This window comes from Rhodococcus sp. 05-2254-6 (genome assembly GCF_002258565.1).
GTDB lineage: Bacteria > Actinomycetota > Actinomycetes > Mycobacteriales > Mycobacteriaceae > Rhodococcoides.
On the sequence record NZ_NOZF01000110.1, the window covers coordinates 95,822 to 112,088 of the forward strand.

Annotated in this window: 11 protein-coding genes and 1 pseudogene; 4 read left to right on the forward strand and 8 right to left on the reverse strand. The window is 65.9% G+C overall.

The genetic code is table 11. From position 1 onward, the window contains the following. Window positions 1-12 precede the first annotated feature (12 nt). Entirely contained in the window at window positions 13-537 is a 525-nt protein-coding gene (locus CH256_RS14025; protein ID WP_068051915.1) for a TetR/AcrR family transcriptional regulator, read from the reverse strand. Window positions 538-661: 124 nt separating this feature from the next. On the opposite strand from CH256_RS14025, the gene CH256_RS14030 reads away from it, so the two are divergent. Continuing rightward, window positions 662-2,218: an MFS transporter gene (locus CH256_RS14030; protein ID WP_373454823.1), complete on the forward strand. Its 1,557-nt coding sequence runs from the start codon at window positions 662-664 to the stop codon at window positions 2,216-2,218. Here the strand turns inward: CH256_RS14030 and treZ are convergent. From treZ to CH256_RS14050, 4 genes are all read right to left on the reverse strand, one after another. Next, the gene (gene treZ, locus CH256_RS14035; protein ID WP_094669897.1) at window positions 2,191-3,936 is read right to left on the reverse strand and encodes a malto-oligosyltrehalose trehalohydrolase; all 1,746 of its coding nucleotides are present in this window, start codon (window positions 3,934-3,936) and stop codon (window positions 2,191-2,193) included. The two genes, CH256_RS14030 and treZ, sit on opposite strands and share 28 nt — an antisense overlap. Window positions 3,937-3,962: 26 nt before the next feature. Continuing rightward, a complete protein-coding gene (gene treY / locus CH256_RS14040; RefSeq protein ID WP_094640115.1) occupies window positions 3,963-6,338 on the reverse strand; it encodes a malto-oligosyltrehalose synthase in 2,376 nt (791 codons plus the stop codon). A gap of 3 nt (window positions 6,339-6,341) precedes the next feature. Beyond that, complete coding sequence (gene glgX, locus CH256_RS14045; protein ID WP_094640114.1) at window positions 6,342-8,633, reverse strand: glycogen debranching protein GlgX; 2,292 nt, start codon at window positions 8,631-8,633, stop codon at window positions 6,342-6,344. A gap of 78 nt (window positions 8,634-8,711) precedes the next feature. Beyond that, window positions 8,712-10,844 (reverse strand): acyltransferase family protein, encoded by a 2,133-nt coding sequence (locus CH256_RS14050; RefSeq protein WP_094669873.1) that lies wholly within the window; start codon window positions 10,842-10,844, stop codon window positions 8,712-8,714. Between the two features lie 295 nt (window positions 10,845-11,139). On the opposite strand from CH256_RS14050, the pseudogene CH256_RS14055 reads away from it, so the two are divergent. Then, window positions 11,140-12,354, forward strand: a pseudogene (locus CH256_RS14055) (MFS transporter). 214 nt (window positions 12,355-12,568) lie between these two features. Here the strand turns inward: CH256_RS14055 and CH256_RS14060 are convergent. After that, window positions 12,569-13,366: a MerR family transcriptional regulator gene (locus tag CH256_RS14060; protein WP_068051886.1), complete on the reverse strand. Its 798-nt coding sequence runs from the start codon at window positions 13,364-13,366 to the stop codon at window positions 12,569-12,571. A gap of 147 nt (window positions 13,367-13,513) precedes the next feature. Between CH256_RS14060 and CH256_RS14065 the strand changes: the two genes are divergently transcribed. Continuing rightward, window positions 13,514-14,383, forward strand: coding sequence for a GGDEF domain-containing protein (locus CH256_RS14065; protein ID WP_179272106.1), 870 nt, complete (start codon window positions 13,514-13,516; stop codon window positions 14,381-14,383). Between the two features lie 3 nt (window positions 14,384-14,386). Here CH256_RS14065 and CH256_RS14070 read toward each other — a convergent pair whose 3' ends face one another. Then, window positions 14,387-14,983: a CHAP domain-containing protein gene (locus CH256_RS14070; protein ID WP_094669875.1), complete on the reverse strand. Its 597-nt coding sequence runs from the start codon at window positions 14,981-14,983 to the stop codon at window positions 14,387-14,389. A gap of 47 nt (window positions 14,984-15,030) precedes the next feature. Here CH256_RS14070 and CH256_RS14075 point away from each other — a divergent pair, with 47 nt between their 5' ends. Then, the gene (locus CH256_RS14075) at window positions 15,031-15,810 is read left to right on the forward strand and encodes an SIR2 family NAD-dependent protein deacylase (protein WP_094640109.1); all 780 of its coding nucleotides are present in this window, start codon (window positions 15,031-15,033) and stop codon (window positions 15,808-15,810) included. Between the two features lie 38 nt (window positions 15,811-15,848). Here the strand turns inward: CH256_RS14075 and CH256_RS14080 are convergent, their stop codons facing one another. Next, window positions 15,849-16,229, reverse strand: a complete 381-nt coding sequence (locus tag CH256_RS14080) for a helix-turn-helix transcriptional regulator (RefSeq protein ID WP_231893909.1) — start codon at window positions 16,227-16,229, stop codon at window positions 15,849-15,851. Between the last annotated feature and the right edge of the window lie 38 nt (window positions 16,230-16,267).

The following is a 16,267-nucleotide window of genomic DNA, read 5'->3' on the forward strand; positions in this document are numbered from 1 at the left end:
CTACCTGCGGCGTTACCGGCCGAGGAGGCGATCGACCACCTGTCGGTGCAGTTCGGGGTCCACGCCCGGGAGATCGAGGAGGGCTCCGAGGTAGATGCCGTCGCCGACGAGTCGGATGATCTCGGCCTGAACGGGGTCGTCGATTTCGGCGCGTAGCCCCTCGTCCCACAATCGCATCATCTCCGTGACGGCGTCCTGCACCTCGCCGGAATTACCGTCGACGCTGCGCAACGCGGCCAGGGTCGATCGATACAGAGCGATCTCCTTCTCGGAGATGGAGTCGGGTGGTTGCAGATACCACTCGGACACCGAGGTGCCCCCCGCTGCGGCGTCGGCGCGCTGCTGATCGGCCTGGGCACCGAGTCGCCTCACCATGGCGGCAACCAGGGCGTCCTTGGTCTTGAAGTGATAGAGCAAGCCGCCCTTGGAGACGCCTGCGGCGGCGGCGACACTGTCGAGGGTCACCTTGGTCATGCCGTGTTCGATCAGCATCGATTCGAGTGCGTCGAGTATTCGGTCGCGGGTGTCCGATGACATGAAACTCACTTTACCGGCTGGACGGTTCGCGGTACTCTCGATCACTGTACCGGCTGGACGGTCGGTGCCTGTCGTCGCTTCGGCCACCTACCCGGTCGTCGAGCGCAGAACGTAGGAGATCGTGGTGAGTGACGTGCGCACCGGTTCGGTGCACGAGGTCGACGGAGCGTCCGAGCATCGGGCCGGCCCCCGAGATTGGCTCGGGTTGGTGGTGCTTGCCTTCGCGGTGCTGCTCATCGCTGTGGACGGCACCGTCCTCGATCTGGCCCTGCCGTTCGTCAGCGCGGATCTGGCACCCACCAGCAATCAGCTGCTGTGGATCATCGACGTCTACTCGTTCGTCCTTGCCGGCCTGCTCATCACCATGGGCACGCTCGGCGACCGAATCGGTCGTCGTCGACTGCTGCTGATCGGAGCAGCGGGCTTCGGCCTCGCCTCGCTCGTCGCCGCGGTGTCGACCAGCGCCGAGATGCTCATCGCCGCCCGGGTGCTGCAGGGCATCTCCGGCGCAACTCTGATGCCCGCGACTCTCGGCCTGATCAGGACCATCTTCCTGAACCCGCGTCAACGCGTCGCCGCGATCGGCGTGTGGGGCGCGATGGCAGGCGGCGGTGCCGCCGCAGGCCCGCTCGTGGGCGGCTGGCTGCTCGAGCATTACTGGTGGGGATCTGTGTTCCTCATCAACATCCCCGTGATGATCGTGCTGATCGCGCTCGGGCCCCTGGTCATCCCCGAGTCCAAGGATCCGAACCCGGGGCGCTTCGACCTGACGAGCTCGGCACTGTCGATGCTTGCCATCGTCCCCGTGGTGTTCGCGGTGAAAGAGACTGCGGCACATGGATTCGACGTGGTCTACCTGCTCTCCGCGGTGGTCGGCGTCATCGCCGGGTACGTGTTCGTCCGTCGTCAGCGGACGCTTGCCGCCCCGATGATCGACCTACGACTGTTCGCCAACCGGGCGTTCTCGACGGGCGTGGCCACGAACTTCCTGTCGGTGTTCGCCCTCGCCGGGGTGTTGTTCTTCGGCTCGCAGTACCTGCAGCTCGTGCTCGGCAACAGCCCACTCGAAGCCGGATTGTTGCTGCTGCCCGGCACCGCCGCCAGTATCGTCACCTCACTGCTGGTCGCGGTCCTGGTTCGATACTTCAGCGCGGGAACGGTTCTCGGCGTCGCGATGATCGTCGCCGCCGCGGGCGCAGGCATCCTGGTCGGACTCGCGACCGACAGCGGACCGGCGTTGTTCATCGCAGGATTCGTCCTGGTGGGAGCCGGGGTCGGTGTGGCGCTCACGCTGACCTCCGAGTTGGTCGTCAGCTCCGTCGAACCCGAACGAGCGGGAGCGGCCTCGGCGGTGTCGGAGACCGCATACGAGCTGGGTATCGCGTTGGGTGTCGCCGTACTCGGCACCGTGGTCATGGCCATCTTCCGCCGCGGAATCGACGTCACCCAATTGACCCCCGAACTCGGAGCCAGGGCAGGGGAGACACTCGGCGGCGCGGATGCGGTGGCTCGTGAGTTGCCGGACTCGGTGGCGACGGTTCTGCTCGATTCCGCGCATGCTGCGTTCGTGTCGGGCATGCATGTCGCGGCCGTCGCCACCGCGGTGGTGCTGGCGATCACCGCCGTGTTCGTCCTGGTCAATCTACGTGAGCGTCAGGACTCCAGCACGACGACGGAGTGACCGGGAACCGTGGTGGCAGAGCCGGTCTCGTCCGAGGTCGTCGGCTCCCACTCGAGCAGTGCGGAGCCGCCGACCGGCACCGTCACCGCGGATTCGGACAGGTTGCACACCACGCTGATGCGGCCTCGGCGTACGACGATCCATTGCGCGTCCTCGTCGTACTCCACCTTCACGTGGTCGAGCCACGGATCGGTCAGTTCGGTACGGTCACGACGCAGCCGCAACAGATCGCGGTAGACGGCCAACAGTCGCCCATGATCGCCGTCGCCCAACTCCGACCAGTTCAGCTTCGACCGCGTGAACGTCTCGGGATCCTGCGGATCGGGGATATCGCTCTTGTCCCAACCGTGCTCGGCGAACTCCGCCTTGCGCCCCTCTGCGGTGGCCTTGCCCAGCTCGGGCTCGGGGTGCGAGGTGAAGAACTGGAACGGCGTAGACGCTCCCCATTCCTCGCCCATGAACAGCATCGGAGTGTAGGGGGAGGTCAGCACCAGGGCGGCCTTGATCGCGAGCTGGCCGGGGGAGAGGTAGAAGCCCGGTCGGTCGCCGATCGCACGGTTGCCCACCTGATCGTGTGTGGTCGTGTAGGTCACCAGGGAACTGGCCGGGATACGCCGGGTGTCCAGTGGGCGACCGTGGACGCGACCGCGGAAACTCGAGTACGTTCCGGCGTGAAAGAAGCCCTGCCGCAGCGTGTTCGCAAGCCCCTGCAGTGAACCGAAATCACCGTAGTAACCCTGCCGCTCACCGGAGACCGCGGCATGGATCGCGTGGTGGATGTCGTCGTCCCACTGGGCATCGAGTCCGTAACCGCCACCCGATCGAGCAGTGATCAGCATCGGATCGTTGAGATCGCTCTCGGCGATCAGGGTCAGTGGCCGACCCAGATGAGAGGAGAGGCTTCGCGTTTCGATCGAGAGCTGTTCGAGGAGGTGTATCGCAGTGTGGTCGACGATCGCGTGCACCGCGTCGAGTCGCAGCGCGTCGATGTGGAACTCGGAGAACCATCGCAGCGCGTTGTCGAGGGCGTAGCGCCGCACCTCGCCCGAGTCGGCCTCGGCGTAGTTGATCGCCTGGCCCCAACTGTTGGCACCCTCGGTCATGTACGGGCCGAAGCGGTCGAGGTAGTTGCCGGACGGGCCGAGGTGGTTGTAGACCACGTCCAGAACGACGCCGATGCCGTGGCCGTGGCACGCATCGACCAAGCGCTGCAAGCCTTCCGGGCCGCCGTACGCCTCGTGCACGGTGTACCAGAGAACACCGTCGTAGCCCCAGTTGTGCACGCCGTTGAACCCGTTGACCGGCATGATCTCGATGAACGTCACGCCGAGATCGACGAGATGATCGAGCTTGGTGACGGCCGCATCGAACGTGCCCTCGTCGGTGAACGTGCCGATATGCAGTTCGTAGATCGACGAGCCGGGCAGCTGCCGGCCGGTCCAGGCCGCGTCGGTCCACAGCGTCGGATCGACGTCGAAGACCTGGGACAGCTCGTGGACTCCGTCGGGCTGCCGCGGCGACCGCGGATCCGGGAGGGCCTTGTCTGCGTCGTCGAGCAGGAAGCCGTAACGACTCGTCGGGCTGCACTCGACATCCGCGTGCCACCACCCGTTCGAGGAGCGCTGCATCGGATGCACCGTGTCGTCGAGTTGGAGCCGGACCGTCTCGGGGGTCGGTGCCCAGACCTGGAACCGACGAGTTGCTGCTGCCGATGTCACTGCCGGTGATGTCACTGCGGGAGACGTCACTGTGTCACCGTTCCTTCGTTGTCGCGCACCAGAAGTGCGACCGGGAGCGAGGCGAACACCTCGGCCACCGACACGGTGCCGGTGTGTTCGACGTCGGTGAGCCGATCGCGCCAGCGACCGTCGGGCAGGGTCACGGTCGTCTCGCCCCACCCCTGCTCGGCCAAACCGAGGGAGAGCCGGGTGGCCAGTGCCACCACGTCGGCGTTGCCGGGCAGTGGGCCACGTGCGAATCCGACGAGGTGCTCGGCTGCGGATCCGTCCGCGACGATGGGTGCGTAGGTTCCGCCGACGAAACTCGCGGGTCGCTCGCGTCGCACGTGCAGGGCGGAGCGAACGACGGCGAGCTTGGCGGCACCCGTATCGACCGAGAGCGCAGCGGGGTTCGACGCGGCGAGCATCGATCGACGAACCGAGTAGTCGACGGGCCTGCGGTTGTCGGGGTCGACGAGCGAGTCCTCCCACAGCTCGGTGCCCTGGTACACATCGGGGATGCCGGGTCCGGCCAGATTCAACAGCTTCTGGCCCAGAGCGTCGGAATGGCCGTGCGGAGCGAGCTTCTCGACGAGCATCGACATCGAACGGGCGACGGCACCGTCGAAGATCGCATCCAGCCAGCTGTGTACCGCGGACTCGAATTCCTCGTCCGGATCGGTCCACGTGGTGCGAAGGGCGGCCTCGCGAATCGCCTTCTCCGCGTAGGCATGGACGCGTTCACGCAACGAGGAGGTGACCACGCCGTCCGCCGGCCAAACTCCGAACAGGTTCTGCCACAAGAACATTCCGGTGGTGCCGTCGGGACTCGGGGTCAGTTCTTCCCAGTCCGTGATGCATCGGGCCCACAGCTCGGGAGTCTGCGACAGCACGCCGATGCGCGCTCGCACGTCCTCGCCTCGCTTGGTGTCGTGAGTCGACAGCGTCGTCATCGCCGCCGGCCATCGCTTCGCGCGGTCCGCATTGGTGAGATGGAAGAACTCTGTGCTGCAACCGAATCGGCTGGGATCGCCGCCGACCTCCTGCAACGAGATGAGCCGGTTGGCGCGGTAGAACAGGCAGTCCTCGACGCCCTTGGCGGTGACGGCACCGCACACCTGATCGAATCGCACCGGCGATTCGGCACCGCCGATGAGAGCTGTCGTCAACGCACCGAGGCCGGCTGCCAATTCGGGCTGCTCCTCGTCGATGTCCGCGATCACGCCGGGCAGTACGCGGGCCAGCGGTGCATAGTCGGTCCTGTACACGGGGACGGCCGCGACGACAGCGACGATCGCGTCGATGACGGACTCGAGTTCGACGGTGGTGCCGGACTCCCGTACGACCGCCCGGGCGAGGCGTCGCACCTCCGGGGACAGATCCCCGCGGGCGACACCGGTCTTGAGGTCGAGTTCCGTCTCGTGCAGCGTCTCGCTGTCGTAGGCGATGCCCGAGCGCACCTGAGAAAGTGCGGTGAGCGCGTGCACGCCCTCGGGATCGACGAAGACTCCGCCGACCGCGGCCAGAGCGTCGTATCCGGTCGTGCCGTCGACGGGGAGCGATTCGTCCAGCGGTTCGCCGTCGGCCAGAATCTTCTCGATGACCAGCCACCGGTCGGGGCCGAGGAGCCCGCGTAGTTCGGTGAGGTAGCCGGCCGGGTCGGCCAGGCCGTCGGGATGGTCGACGCGAAGTCCGTCGATCAGACCGTCCTCGATCCAACTGGCCACCTGGCGATGGGAGTCGGTGAAGACGTCGAGGTCTTCCTGCCGAATTCCTGCCAGGCCGTTCACCGAGAAGAACCGTCGGTACCCGATCAGTCCATCGGACCAGCTCACCAGTCGGTACGCCTGACGATCGTGTACGGCCTGCGCGTCGCCGCTGTCCGTGCCGTCGGCGATGGGGAAGCGGTGCTCGTAGAACGCGAGCAGAGGCTGGTCCTCGGAGCGGTCGACGGTCAGTTCGCCGACGTCGCTCGCGCTACCGAGAACCGGAATGGCGATCTTGCCGTCGACGCCGTTGTCGGCTCCGAAGTCGATGTCGAAGTACGTCGCGTAGTCGGAGTCACGGCCGCGTCGCAGCACGTCCCACCACCATGCGTTCTGCCGCGGGTCCTCCACTCCGACGTGGTTGGGGACGATGTCGACGATGATCCCCATGCCCAGCTCTGCCGCGCGAGAATGCAACTGCGTCAACGCTTCCCGGCCACCCAGTGCGGCCGAGACCGTGGCGGTGTCGGTGACGTCGTAGCCGTGGGTCGAGCCCTCGGTCGCAGTCAGGATGGGCGACAGATACAGGTGGGTGACCCCGAGGTCGTGGAGGTAGTCGACCACGTCGGAGGCGTCGGCCAGGGTGAAGGCATCGCCCCGCAGTTGTAACCGGTATGTACTGGTGGGCAGCGGCATATGTCAGGCAGTCTTTCGTAGAACGAGCAGGGAACGAGCGGTGACTTCCACGGGTGTACCCGCTTCGATCGATTTCTCACTTGTCCCGGTTCGCGACGCGGTGTTCAGCGCCACAGTCCATTCCTTGGCGTAGTTCCCGTCCGGGGTCACGAACTCGATGGTCTCGTGATGTGCGTTGAAGCACAACAGGAACGAGTCGTCGACGACGCGCTCGCCGCGCTGGTTCGGTTCCGGGATTCCGTCACCGTTGAGGAAGACCGTCAGCGACTTGCCGAAACCGCTGTCCCAGTCCTCCGGGGTCATCTCCTCGCCCGCCGGAGTGAGCCAGGCGATGTCTCGGGCCTGCTCGCCGGTGCGAATGGGGCGGCCCTCGAAGAATCGTCGACGCCGGAACACCGGATGCTCTGCGCGCAGCGAGATGGCGTTGCGGGTGAACTCGATCAGTTCGGCGTTCTTCTCGGCCAACGACCAGTCCATCCAGGCGAGTTCGGAGTCCTGGCAGTAGACATTGTTGTTGCCCTGCTGAGTACGCGCCATCTCGTCGCCGTGGGCGATCATGGGCGTGCCCTGGCTGAGCAGCAACGTCGCCATGATGTTGCGGATCTGGCGGGCACGCAGGTCCAGGATCTCCGGATCGTCCGTCGGGCCTTCCACACCGCAGTTCCACGAGCGGTTGTGGCTCTCGCCGTCGTTGTTGTCCTCACCGTTGGCGTCGTTGTGCTTGTCGTTGTACGACACCAGATCGTTGAGCGTGAACCCGTCGTGCGCGATGACGAAGTTGATGCTGGCACCGGGGCGACGGCCGGTGGCCTCGTACAGATCCGAGGATCCGGTCAGCCTCGACGCGAACTCGCCCAGCGTGGCCGGCTCACCCCGCCAGTAGTCGCGGACGGTGTCGCGGTACTTGCCGTTCCACTCCGTCCACAGGCCGGGGAAGTTGCCGACCTGGTAGCCGCCTTCGCCCACGTCCCAGGGCTCGGCGATCAGCTTCACCTGGCTGACGACCGGATCCTGTTGCACCAGATCGAAGAACGCGCTCAGGCGATCGACGTCGTGCAGTTCGCGCGCCAGGGTGGACGCGAGGTCGAATCGGAATCCGTCCACGTGCATCTCGGTGACCCAGTAGCGCAGTGAGTCCATGATGAGCTGCAGCGTGTGCGGGTGTCGCGCATTGAGGCTGTTGCCGGTTCCGGTGTAGTCCATGTAGTGCTCGAGGTCGCCGTCGACGAGCCGGTAGTACGCGGCGTTGTCGATCCCGCGGAAGCTGATGGTCGGGCCCATGTGGTTGCCCTCGGCGGTGTGGTTGTAGACCACGTCGAGGATCACTTCGATGCCTGCGGCGTGGAACGAACGAACCATGGCCTTGAACTCGGTGACGGCGGCACCGGGGGACTTGTGTGAGGAGTACTCCGCGTGCGGGGCCAGGAAGCCGAACGTGTTGTAGCCCCAGTAGTTTCGCAGCCCTTTGTCCAGCAGAACCTGATCCTGCATGAACTGGTGCACCGGCATGAGCTCGATGGCCGTGACACCGAGGTGGTTGAGGTGGTCGATGATCACCGGATGCGCCAGGCCCGCGTAGGTGCCGCGCTCGGCTTCGGGGATGTCGGGATGGTTGATCGTCATGCCCTTGACGTGGGCCTCGTAGATCACCGTCTCGTGGTACGGGCGCTTGGGGGCGCGATCGGCCTGCCAGTCGAAGAAAGGGTTGATGACGACGGTGGTCATCGTGTGTCCGAGCGAATCGTGCTGGGGGAAGTCGTTGTTCGGCGCGTCGTCGTGCGCGAGGGGAGCGTCCTCGATGATCTCGTCGTCGGGATCGGTGAGATCGGTGGTGTCCTCGAACGGTGCCTCGGAGTCGAGTGAATCCGCGGATTCGTCGTCGGTCGGTACCGCGGCCTCGGGTTCGGGAGCCGGCGCATCCATGTTGTACGAGAACAGCGATCGGTCGCCGTCGAACGATCCCTCGAACGCCTTGCCGTACGGATCGACGAGCAGCTTGCTCGGATCGCAGCGGTGCCCGGCCGCTGGATCCCACGGGCCGTGCACGCGGTAGCCGTAGCGCTGACCCGGTTCCACCGTGGGCAGATACGCGTGCCAGACGTAGCCGTCGGACTCCTCGAAACGGATGCGGGTCTCGGTTCCGTCAGCGGCGATCAGGCACAGATCCACGGCCTCAGCGGCCTCGGAGAACAATGCGAAATTGGTTCCTGCTCCGTCGTAGGTCGCGCCGAGCGGATAAGCGGATCCCGGCCATACTGCGATGGCAGGCGTGTCGTCGGAGGCTTCGTGCAGCATGGATCAACCCTACTGTGGCGGCTGGGCCCGGGCTTACCGAGCGCGAGCCGCATGCCCCTGGCCTTGGACCGACTCCGATCACGGTCCGGCCCACCAGCCGGTGGCCGATCCGATCTGTCGGCCCAGCTCGGTGGTGAGCGTTCGCACGTAGGTGGCGGTCAGATGGTGTTCGTCACGGTAGATCAGAACGTTCCCCTGCTCGGCGCGGCACACGGTGTCGTCGCACACCGCATCGGACAGGTCGAGAGCAGAGAACCCGGGCAGCTGGAACGAGGAGGCCAGGGCCGGGTTGACGGGGTCCAGCGCCTCGTCCCTCGGGATACCGCAGGAGGCGGCCGTGCCGCCATCGGCGAGGCAGTCGATGGCCCGATACGCGAGCCACGGGGTGTCTCGGATGCCCAGAATTCCGACGCCGTTCGCGGTCAGTTGCTGCCACACCGAGGCGTACCAGGGCGGTGTGAAGTCGCCGGGCGCGTCTTCCCTGGGCCGGGTGGCGGTGGTGAACAGGTAGTCGGGTTGCATCTCGGCCACCTCGGCCAGCACGGTCTGTGTCCAGTCCAGGCAGTCGGGGTATTCGTTGGGGCCGAGCATCGGCATCGTGTCCGTGCTCAGCGGGCAGCCCATCTTCAAGAACGTGACGACCGCGAAGCCGTGCCGGAGACCGAGCGTGTCGAGGGCGGTCACCCAGTGTTCGGCGTGCGAGCTGCCTGCAAGCACGATCGTCCGGTCCGAGTCGACGTCGCCGTAGGTACACGAGACCGCGTCGCGCGTCTCGAAGTCCGCGATGCAGCCCTCGAGGGTGGTGGCCGGCAGATCCTCGGGGGCGGAGTACAGCGGGGGACTGACGTCGGCCGGCTCCACGCGAATCCCGTCGGTCAGTTCGAGCGCTCCGGGGTGAGTCTGCTCGTCGACCGATCCGTCGGCTTGCACGGCGTTGATCGACCGGTCGATGTGGAAGTTCCATCCGATCGACCCTGCCGTCACCGTGACGGCAGCGATCGCCGCAGTCGCAGTCACCGCGATGCGTGCCGGCGTGAATGTCGGCGACTGCGTGGGTCGCTCGACGAGGCGGACGGTGAGCCATGCCAATGCAACCGAGGCTCCGACGATGCCGAGACCGCCGAGAACGTCGGCGTGAGGTCGGCCGGTGGCCGACAGGTAGAAGATCAGCAGCGGCCAGTGCCACAGGTACAGCGGAAACGCGATGGATCCGAGCCAGGCGAAGAACCGGTTGGAGAGCGTGGCCGCCACTGCGGTCTCGGAGCCCGCGACGATCAACGCGAGGGTGGCCAGCACCGGAATCAGGGCCAGGGGACCGGGAAACGCCGATACACCGTCCACGAGAAAGCCGCACGCGACGATGACCGCTATTCCGATACCGGCAAGGGCCCCGCGTAGCTGCGACCGCGTTCGGGTGTCATCGGAGGACGGCTCGGTGGACGGCTCGCCGCTGCGTGCGGCGAACACGGCGGCGACTGCGGCTCCGAGCATGATTTCCCACAGCCGGGCACCGGTGTCGTAGTAGTTCCACGCCTGGTGGCGTTGCACACCGTCCGCTGCGTACACGAAGGAGACCACCGCGATGACGGCGAATATCACCGCGAACGTCAGCGGTCGAAAGCTTCGTGGTCCGTCGGGACGCACGGTGCGTCGTATCCACGCGAGACCGAACACGACAGCGATGGCCAGTAGATAGAACTGGAACTGGACGGCCACCGACCACAGGTGCTGAAGAGGGCTCACCGAGGGGTCGGCCGCAAGGTAGTCGTTCGCGGTGGTCGCCAGCTGCCAGTTCACGTAGTAGAAGACGCCGGATACGAGTTGATCGCCCAGGTCGGCCCAGCGAGTGCGCGGCAGCAGGAATACCGATGCGACGGCAACCGCGGCCAGCGTGATCAGCAGGGGAGGCCCGAGCCTGCGCAGCACCCGAGTGATCCGGGTGAACGGATTCAGGCTCGCCCCGGCCTCGGCCGATCTCAGCAGAGATGCGGTGAAGAAGAAGCCGGACAGGGTGAGAAATACATCGACGCCTCCCGACACCCGACCCATCCAGATGTGGAATACGACAACGAGCGCGATGGCCACGCCGCGCAGCCCGTCGAGGTCGTGCCGCTGCGGTGGCCGCTGCGGTCCGCTGGGCGAAAGAGCGGTGTCCCCCTGAGCCGGAACAACCGAAGCCGAAGTATCGGTGCTGCTGTGGGGTACGTGCATGGAGGAGAAGTGACTTCCCGGCTGTGTATCGACCACTCGGTCGGGGGGTCGCGGACGGTGGTACCCGGTTCTGGTGAAGACGGGATTCTGGGGCAAACAATACGTGTACGTGAGGTGAAGTAACCCTCGGAGTCTGCTTTGCCGCGATATGCCCAGTTCGGGGACGGTTTCGGTCTGATCCAGCGGTGTCTGGCTTGCGCATGTATAGCGCGTATGCAAGCATTTGCTCAGCGCGTGCAACTACACGCGATAGCGCGATAATTGCGTACGCATCTTCCAATCAGGAGTATCAGACATGCCACTCGGCCTGCTCGCCCTCGCCATCGGGGGATTCGGAATCGGTTTGACCGAATTCGTCATCATGGGGCTACTGCCCGAAGTCGCGGCCGATTTCGCGGTCAGCGAGGCCACGGCCGGTTGGCTCATCACGGGCTACGCGCTGTCCGTGGTCGTCGGGGCCCTGCTCGTCACCGCCGCCGTGACACGGTTTCCTCGCAAGAGTGTCCTGCTCGCACTGATGTGTCTGTTCATCGTCGGCAATCTCGTCTCCGCACTGTCGAGCAGCTACGAAATGATGCTGCTCGGCCGCGTCGTTGCAGCGCTGTGTCACGGAGCGTTCTTCGGCATCGGTGCCGTCGTGGCGGCCAGCCTCGTCGAGCCGGCGAAGAAGGCGGGTGCGATCGCCATGATGTTCGCCGGTCTGACCGCCGCCAACGTCCTCGGAGTTCCGTTCGGGACGTTCCTGGGTCAGAACCACGGTTGGCGCTCGACGTTCTGGGCGATCACGGTGATCGGCGTCGTTGCGCTGATCGGTATCGCCGCCCTCGTTCCTCGTGACACCGGGAGCGGTGAGGTGAGCAATCTGCGTCGAGAGCTGCGCGCGTTCCGGTCGGTGCAGGTGTGGCTGTCCATCGCGGTCACGGTGCTCGGGTACGGCGGCATGTTCGGTGCGTTCACCTACATCGCGTTCACGCTCACCGACGTCAGTGGCTTCGCGTCGAGTTAGGTGCCGTGGCTGCTCGTGCTGTTCGGCGGTGGATTGTTCGTCGGCAATTACCTCGGCGGCAAGGCAGCAGACCGCAACCTCACCGGATCGCTGACGATTCTGCTGGGTGCACTGACCGTCGTACTCGTCTTCTTCGCGCTCACCGCGGAGAGTCGCCCGGCGACGATCGCATCCCTCGTGTTGATGGGTGCGTTCGGCTTCGCGACGGTCCCGGGGCTGCAGATGCGGGTGATGTCGTTCGCATCCGACGCTCCGACGATGGCGTCCGGCGCGAACATCGCCGCGTTCAACCTGGGAAATGCGTTGGGCGCGTGGCTCGGTGGTGTGACGATCTCGGCCGGTCTCGGCTACACCTCGCCCATCTGGGCCGGATCCGGTATCACCGCGGCGGCCTTGATGGTGCTGTTGTTCGCAACCGGACTGCTCCGACGCGCCGACGCGGATCCGATCGAGGGGGCGGACCGACCGAGCGCTGCGACCAGTGCCGCGGGATCGTCCACGTGAAGGCCGAAGGAGTGGGCACTACCCTCGACCCACCACCGCCGCAGGGGTGCGGGCACGGACACCACTGTTGCGCAGGACAAATCGATGTCGACGGTGGTGCCGTCCTGATTCGGTAGGACGAGTCGGTCGCCGTCGAGCGTCGGCGACACGACGCCGAAGCGGTGGTGAATTCGGGCGGAGACAATGCTCGCTCGGTCCACCGTCGCGACGACCGTCATCGACTATCACCCGGTCTGCTCGGTTCGGTGGTCTGCAGACGTGCGGTGGCTTCGATGATCACTGCGCGCTGAGCGGGATCGGGCACGATGTCGTCGATGCTCAGCGGGCCGGTCTCGTCGGCAGTGTCGTCGGGCGCAGCCGAGAGAAGAGCGCCGATATCGAGCATCGAGGCCAATTCTGCTGCGAGCGAATCGATGTCGTCTGCGGCATCGTCGACGTCTCGGCCTTCGAGCGCGCTGAATCTACGCAGGAGCGCCAGGTATGTCTGCCGGGTTCCGGGATCGGCCAGCGCCGCTGTCGTCGTCTCGAAGAACGATGCGGGGACGGTGCCCGCGATCGCCATCACCTCGAGCAGGTCACGCTCACGGAGCAGCGCTTCTCGCTCGGTCTCCGCAGCGGCATCGATCAATGCGGCAAGTGTGTCCGCCGCATCGCGCGGAAGAGCGGTCAGTGGACGATGCTCGACGGCGTCGTCGAGCAGGACCGACAGTCGAGTGTGCTTGTGCGCCAACGCTTTCTGCTCCGATTCGATACCGGCCAGCAGAGCCCGTAGATCGGCGACCACGTTGCTCTCGTCCGCCTCGGACCGGTCGAGGGCGGCTGCTATCGCGCCGAGGGGCATTCCGGCATCGGCGAGCCAGCGGATTCTCATGAGTCGAACCACGTCGTCGATCGTGTACTCGCGATACCCGTTGGACAGACGGCGTGGCTCACCGAGCAGGCCGAGACGGTGATAGTGCCGCACTGTTCGAGGTGTCGTTCCGGCGGCGTCGGCCAGGGATCCGATTCTCATGTGTTCAGTGTGAACCGTGACGCTATGTCAAGGTCAAGATCGGCAGAGCCCTGCTCACGTGCCGCCCGGGTGCGACGCACCGAGTATTCTCGGTGGTCCGTGCGATTCGACGTGGCTTGCACTGTTCGAGGAAGAGACCGGCTGAAGATGGTCGACACCGAACGTTGGTATCGGGAGATGTTCGAGGCCAGCACGGTCGGATTGGCCCTGGCCGACGAGAACGGATTGTTGGTTCTCGCAAACGAGGCGTACGCGGCCATCGTCGGTTGTCCCCGTCACCTGTTGGCCGGCCGGTCCTCTCGCGAGTTCACTCATCCCGACGATCTGGCCCAGCATGCCGCCATGGAACAGATCATGGCCGACGCCAAGGCGCGTGGGGAATCGGTGCACGTCGAGAAGCGCTACCTGCATGCGGACGGCACGGTCCGGTGGGGATGGGTCTCGGCCAGTGAGGTTCCTGGCCCCGGGGGCATTCGGTGGACGATGGCCGTCGTGCACGACACCACCGACCGTCGGCGCGTCGAGGACGACCTCCGTCAGGCCGCGCAGACCGATGCCCTCACCAGATTGCTCAACCGGCGAGGATGGCGAGATCGGCTCCATCAGTTGACGACACCGCGCGGTGCCGATGTCGTATTGGCTCTGGCGATGCTCGACTTCGACCGGTTCAAGTCGTACAACGACAAGTACGGGCACGGACGCGGAGATCGGCTGTTGATTCGGTTCTCTGCTGCTGCCGAGGACCTGCTCGGTGGCCGCGGATCCATCGCCAGATGGGGCGGCGAGGAGTTCGCTCTGGTGATGCCCGGCGTGGGTGCGACGACCATGTCGGCCGTGCTGGCCGAGTTGTCGGCGGTCGTGCCCGACGGACAGAACTTCTCTGCCGGCTACACGACACTGCGTGCCGGGGAGTCCGTCGACGACTGCTTCGACCGCGCGGACATGTTGCTCTATCGAGCCAAACGAGACGGCGGCGCTCGTTCGTACGGTGACGCAGATGCAATCCCGCCGGAGTGACCGTCAGCTCTGGAGTCGACCGAATCCGACTACCCCGGAATCGGATTCGTAGTGCAGCGTGTGCACTCTGATATTGCCGGCCTCGTTGCCGCCGACGGTGACGGCCTCGTCGCCGTCGACTGCGACGATCACGTTGGTGTGTTGTCCGCTGAAGCTCGTGTTGTCGTAGAGCACCACATCGCCCACCGATGGCGTGTAGTCGCCGACGGCCTCGAATCGTCCCTGCTCCTGGTAGTACTCCTGCAGGGTGTAGACGCCGGGAATGCGCCACGAACCCGAATGGGGGTTCGACAACGGCAGGCCGGCCTCCTTCATGATCCAGCTGACGAAATCGGCGCACCACGCTTCCTCGACGCCCTCGGCGTAGAACGTGCCCGGACGCTGCAGTTCGTGCTCGGTACGCAGGAGTTCGACCACCCGAGCCTGATCGGCGGTCAGCTCGCCGGTGCTCACCTCGGGGAACGCTTCGGTGTCCCACGGGAGGTACCGGCTCGGTGCCAGCCACAGAACCCCGACAGCCACCACCACGACGGCAGCTGCGCCGGCGGCCAACCACAGTGTCCGGCGTCGTCGAGTGCGCGCGGTGGTGTCGATGCTCATGCGACCACGGTAGCGCGACGTGGCACACCGCTCGGCACAATAACCGGGTGAGCACTTCCGAGAACCAGTCGCCCGTAGCCGTTCCGAAGCCCGTCGTGGACTCCGCGCGAGAGGCCTCGCGGATCACCGTACTCACCGGCGCAGGCATGTCCGCCGAGTCGGGGATCGCCACATTTCGGGATGCCCAGAGCGGATTGTGGAAGGACTTCGACCCCAGAGATCTCGCGAGCCCGGAGGGGTGGTCGGCCGACAGCGATCTGGTGTGGGGCTGGTATCGATGGCGAGCCGAATTGGTCCGACGCTCCGAGCCCAACGCCGGTCACGTGGCACTTGCGCAATGGCAGCAACGGGCGCACGTGGACATCGCCACCCAGAATGTCGACGACCTGCACGAGAGGGCCGGGGCCACGGTTCTCGCGCACGTGCACGGCAGTCTGTTCGAGCCGTACTGCAGCGACTGTGGAACACGAGCATCGTTCGACGACGGTGCGGCCGACGCCCCGGCCGAGGCCGATCAGCGAGTTCCGCCGCCGGAATGCCCGCTGTGCGGCGGTCTGATCAGGCCGGGAGCGGTATGGTTCGGCGAATCTTTGCCCGAGGCCGCGTGGGAGGCGGCCGAGCACGCGGTTCGTGAGGCCGACCTCGTTCTCGTCGTCGGCACGTCGGGAGTGGTGTACCCGTTCGCCGGGCTGCCCGCGATCGCCCGCAGCGCCGGAGCGACGGTGGTCGAGATCAACCCGGTCGAGACCGAGGTCTCGGACATGGCCGATCACCGGTGGCGCACCACGGCCGCGACGGGATTGCCTGCGTTGGTTGCGCAACTCTGACCCTGGTGGCGTGAAAAACGGTGATTCCCACTCCCGGATCACTCGGTGGTCAATGCCTCGATCAGAGCGTTCATTGCCGATGCGGCACTGTCGGTTTCGGTGGGCCCCAGAGCGGCGAGGCTGGCGATGAGTGCTGCTATCTCGGGGGCGGTCAACCGCACTGGCCGAGGCGAGGCGACACTTGCCAGCCGAGATCCGCCGTGCACACCCGGCACCGCATCGAGGGGGACCCCGGACTCACGCAACCGGGCGAGGTCGCGTTCGACGGTGCGCACGGAGACCCCGAGCCGCTGCGCGAGTTCGGGCGAGGTCAACGGCGCAGCCGCCGACCCCAGCCACTCGACGATCCGCTGCTGACGCGCGACGCGGCGCAGGGTGAGTGCGCTGTCGAGCGACCGGGGCGCATTCTGCTTCGGCACCGTCCGAATTTTTCCCGATTCCCGACACAGCCCTGACG

Bases quoted from the DNA above. Each gene is read 5' to 3' on its own strand.
- CH256_RS14065 (WP_179272106.1), top strand. From the start codon at position 13,514: ATGGTCGACACCGAACGTTGGTATCGGGAGATGTTCGAGGCCAGCACG.
- glgX (WP_094640114.1), bottom strand. From the start codon at position 8,633: ATGCTGCACGAAGCCTCCGACGACACGCCTGCCATCGCAGTATGGCCG.
- CH256_RS14025 (WP_068051915.1), bottom strand. From the start codon at position 537: ATGTCATCGGACACCCGCGACCGAATACTCGACGCACTCGAATCGATG.
- CH256_RS14050 (WP_094669873.1), bottom strand. From the start codon at position 10,844: ATGCACGTACCCCACAGCAGCACCGATACTTCGGCTTCGGTTGTTCCG.
- CH256_RS14060 (WP_068051886.1), bottom strand. From the start codon at position 13,366: ATGAGAATCGGATCCCTGGCCGACGCCGCCGGAACGACACCTCGAACA.
- CH256_RS14070 (WP_094669875.1), bottom strand. From the start codon at position 14,983: ATGAGCATCGACACCACCGCGCGCACTCGACGACGCCGGACACTGTGG.
- treY (WP_094640115.1), bottom strand. From the start codon at position 6,338: ATGCCGCTGCCCACCAGTACATACCGGTTACAACTGCGGGGCGATGCC.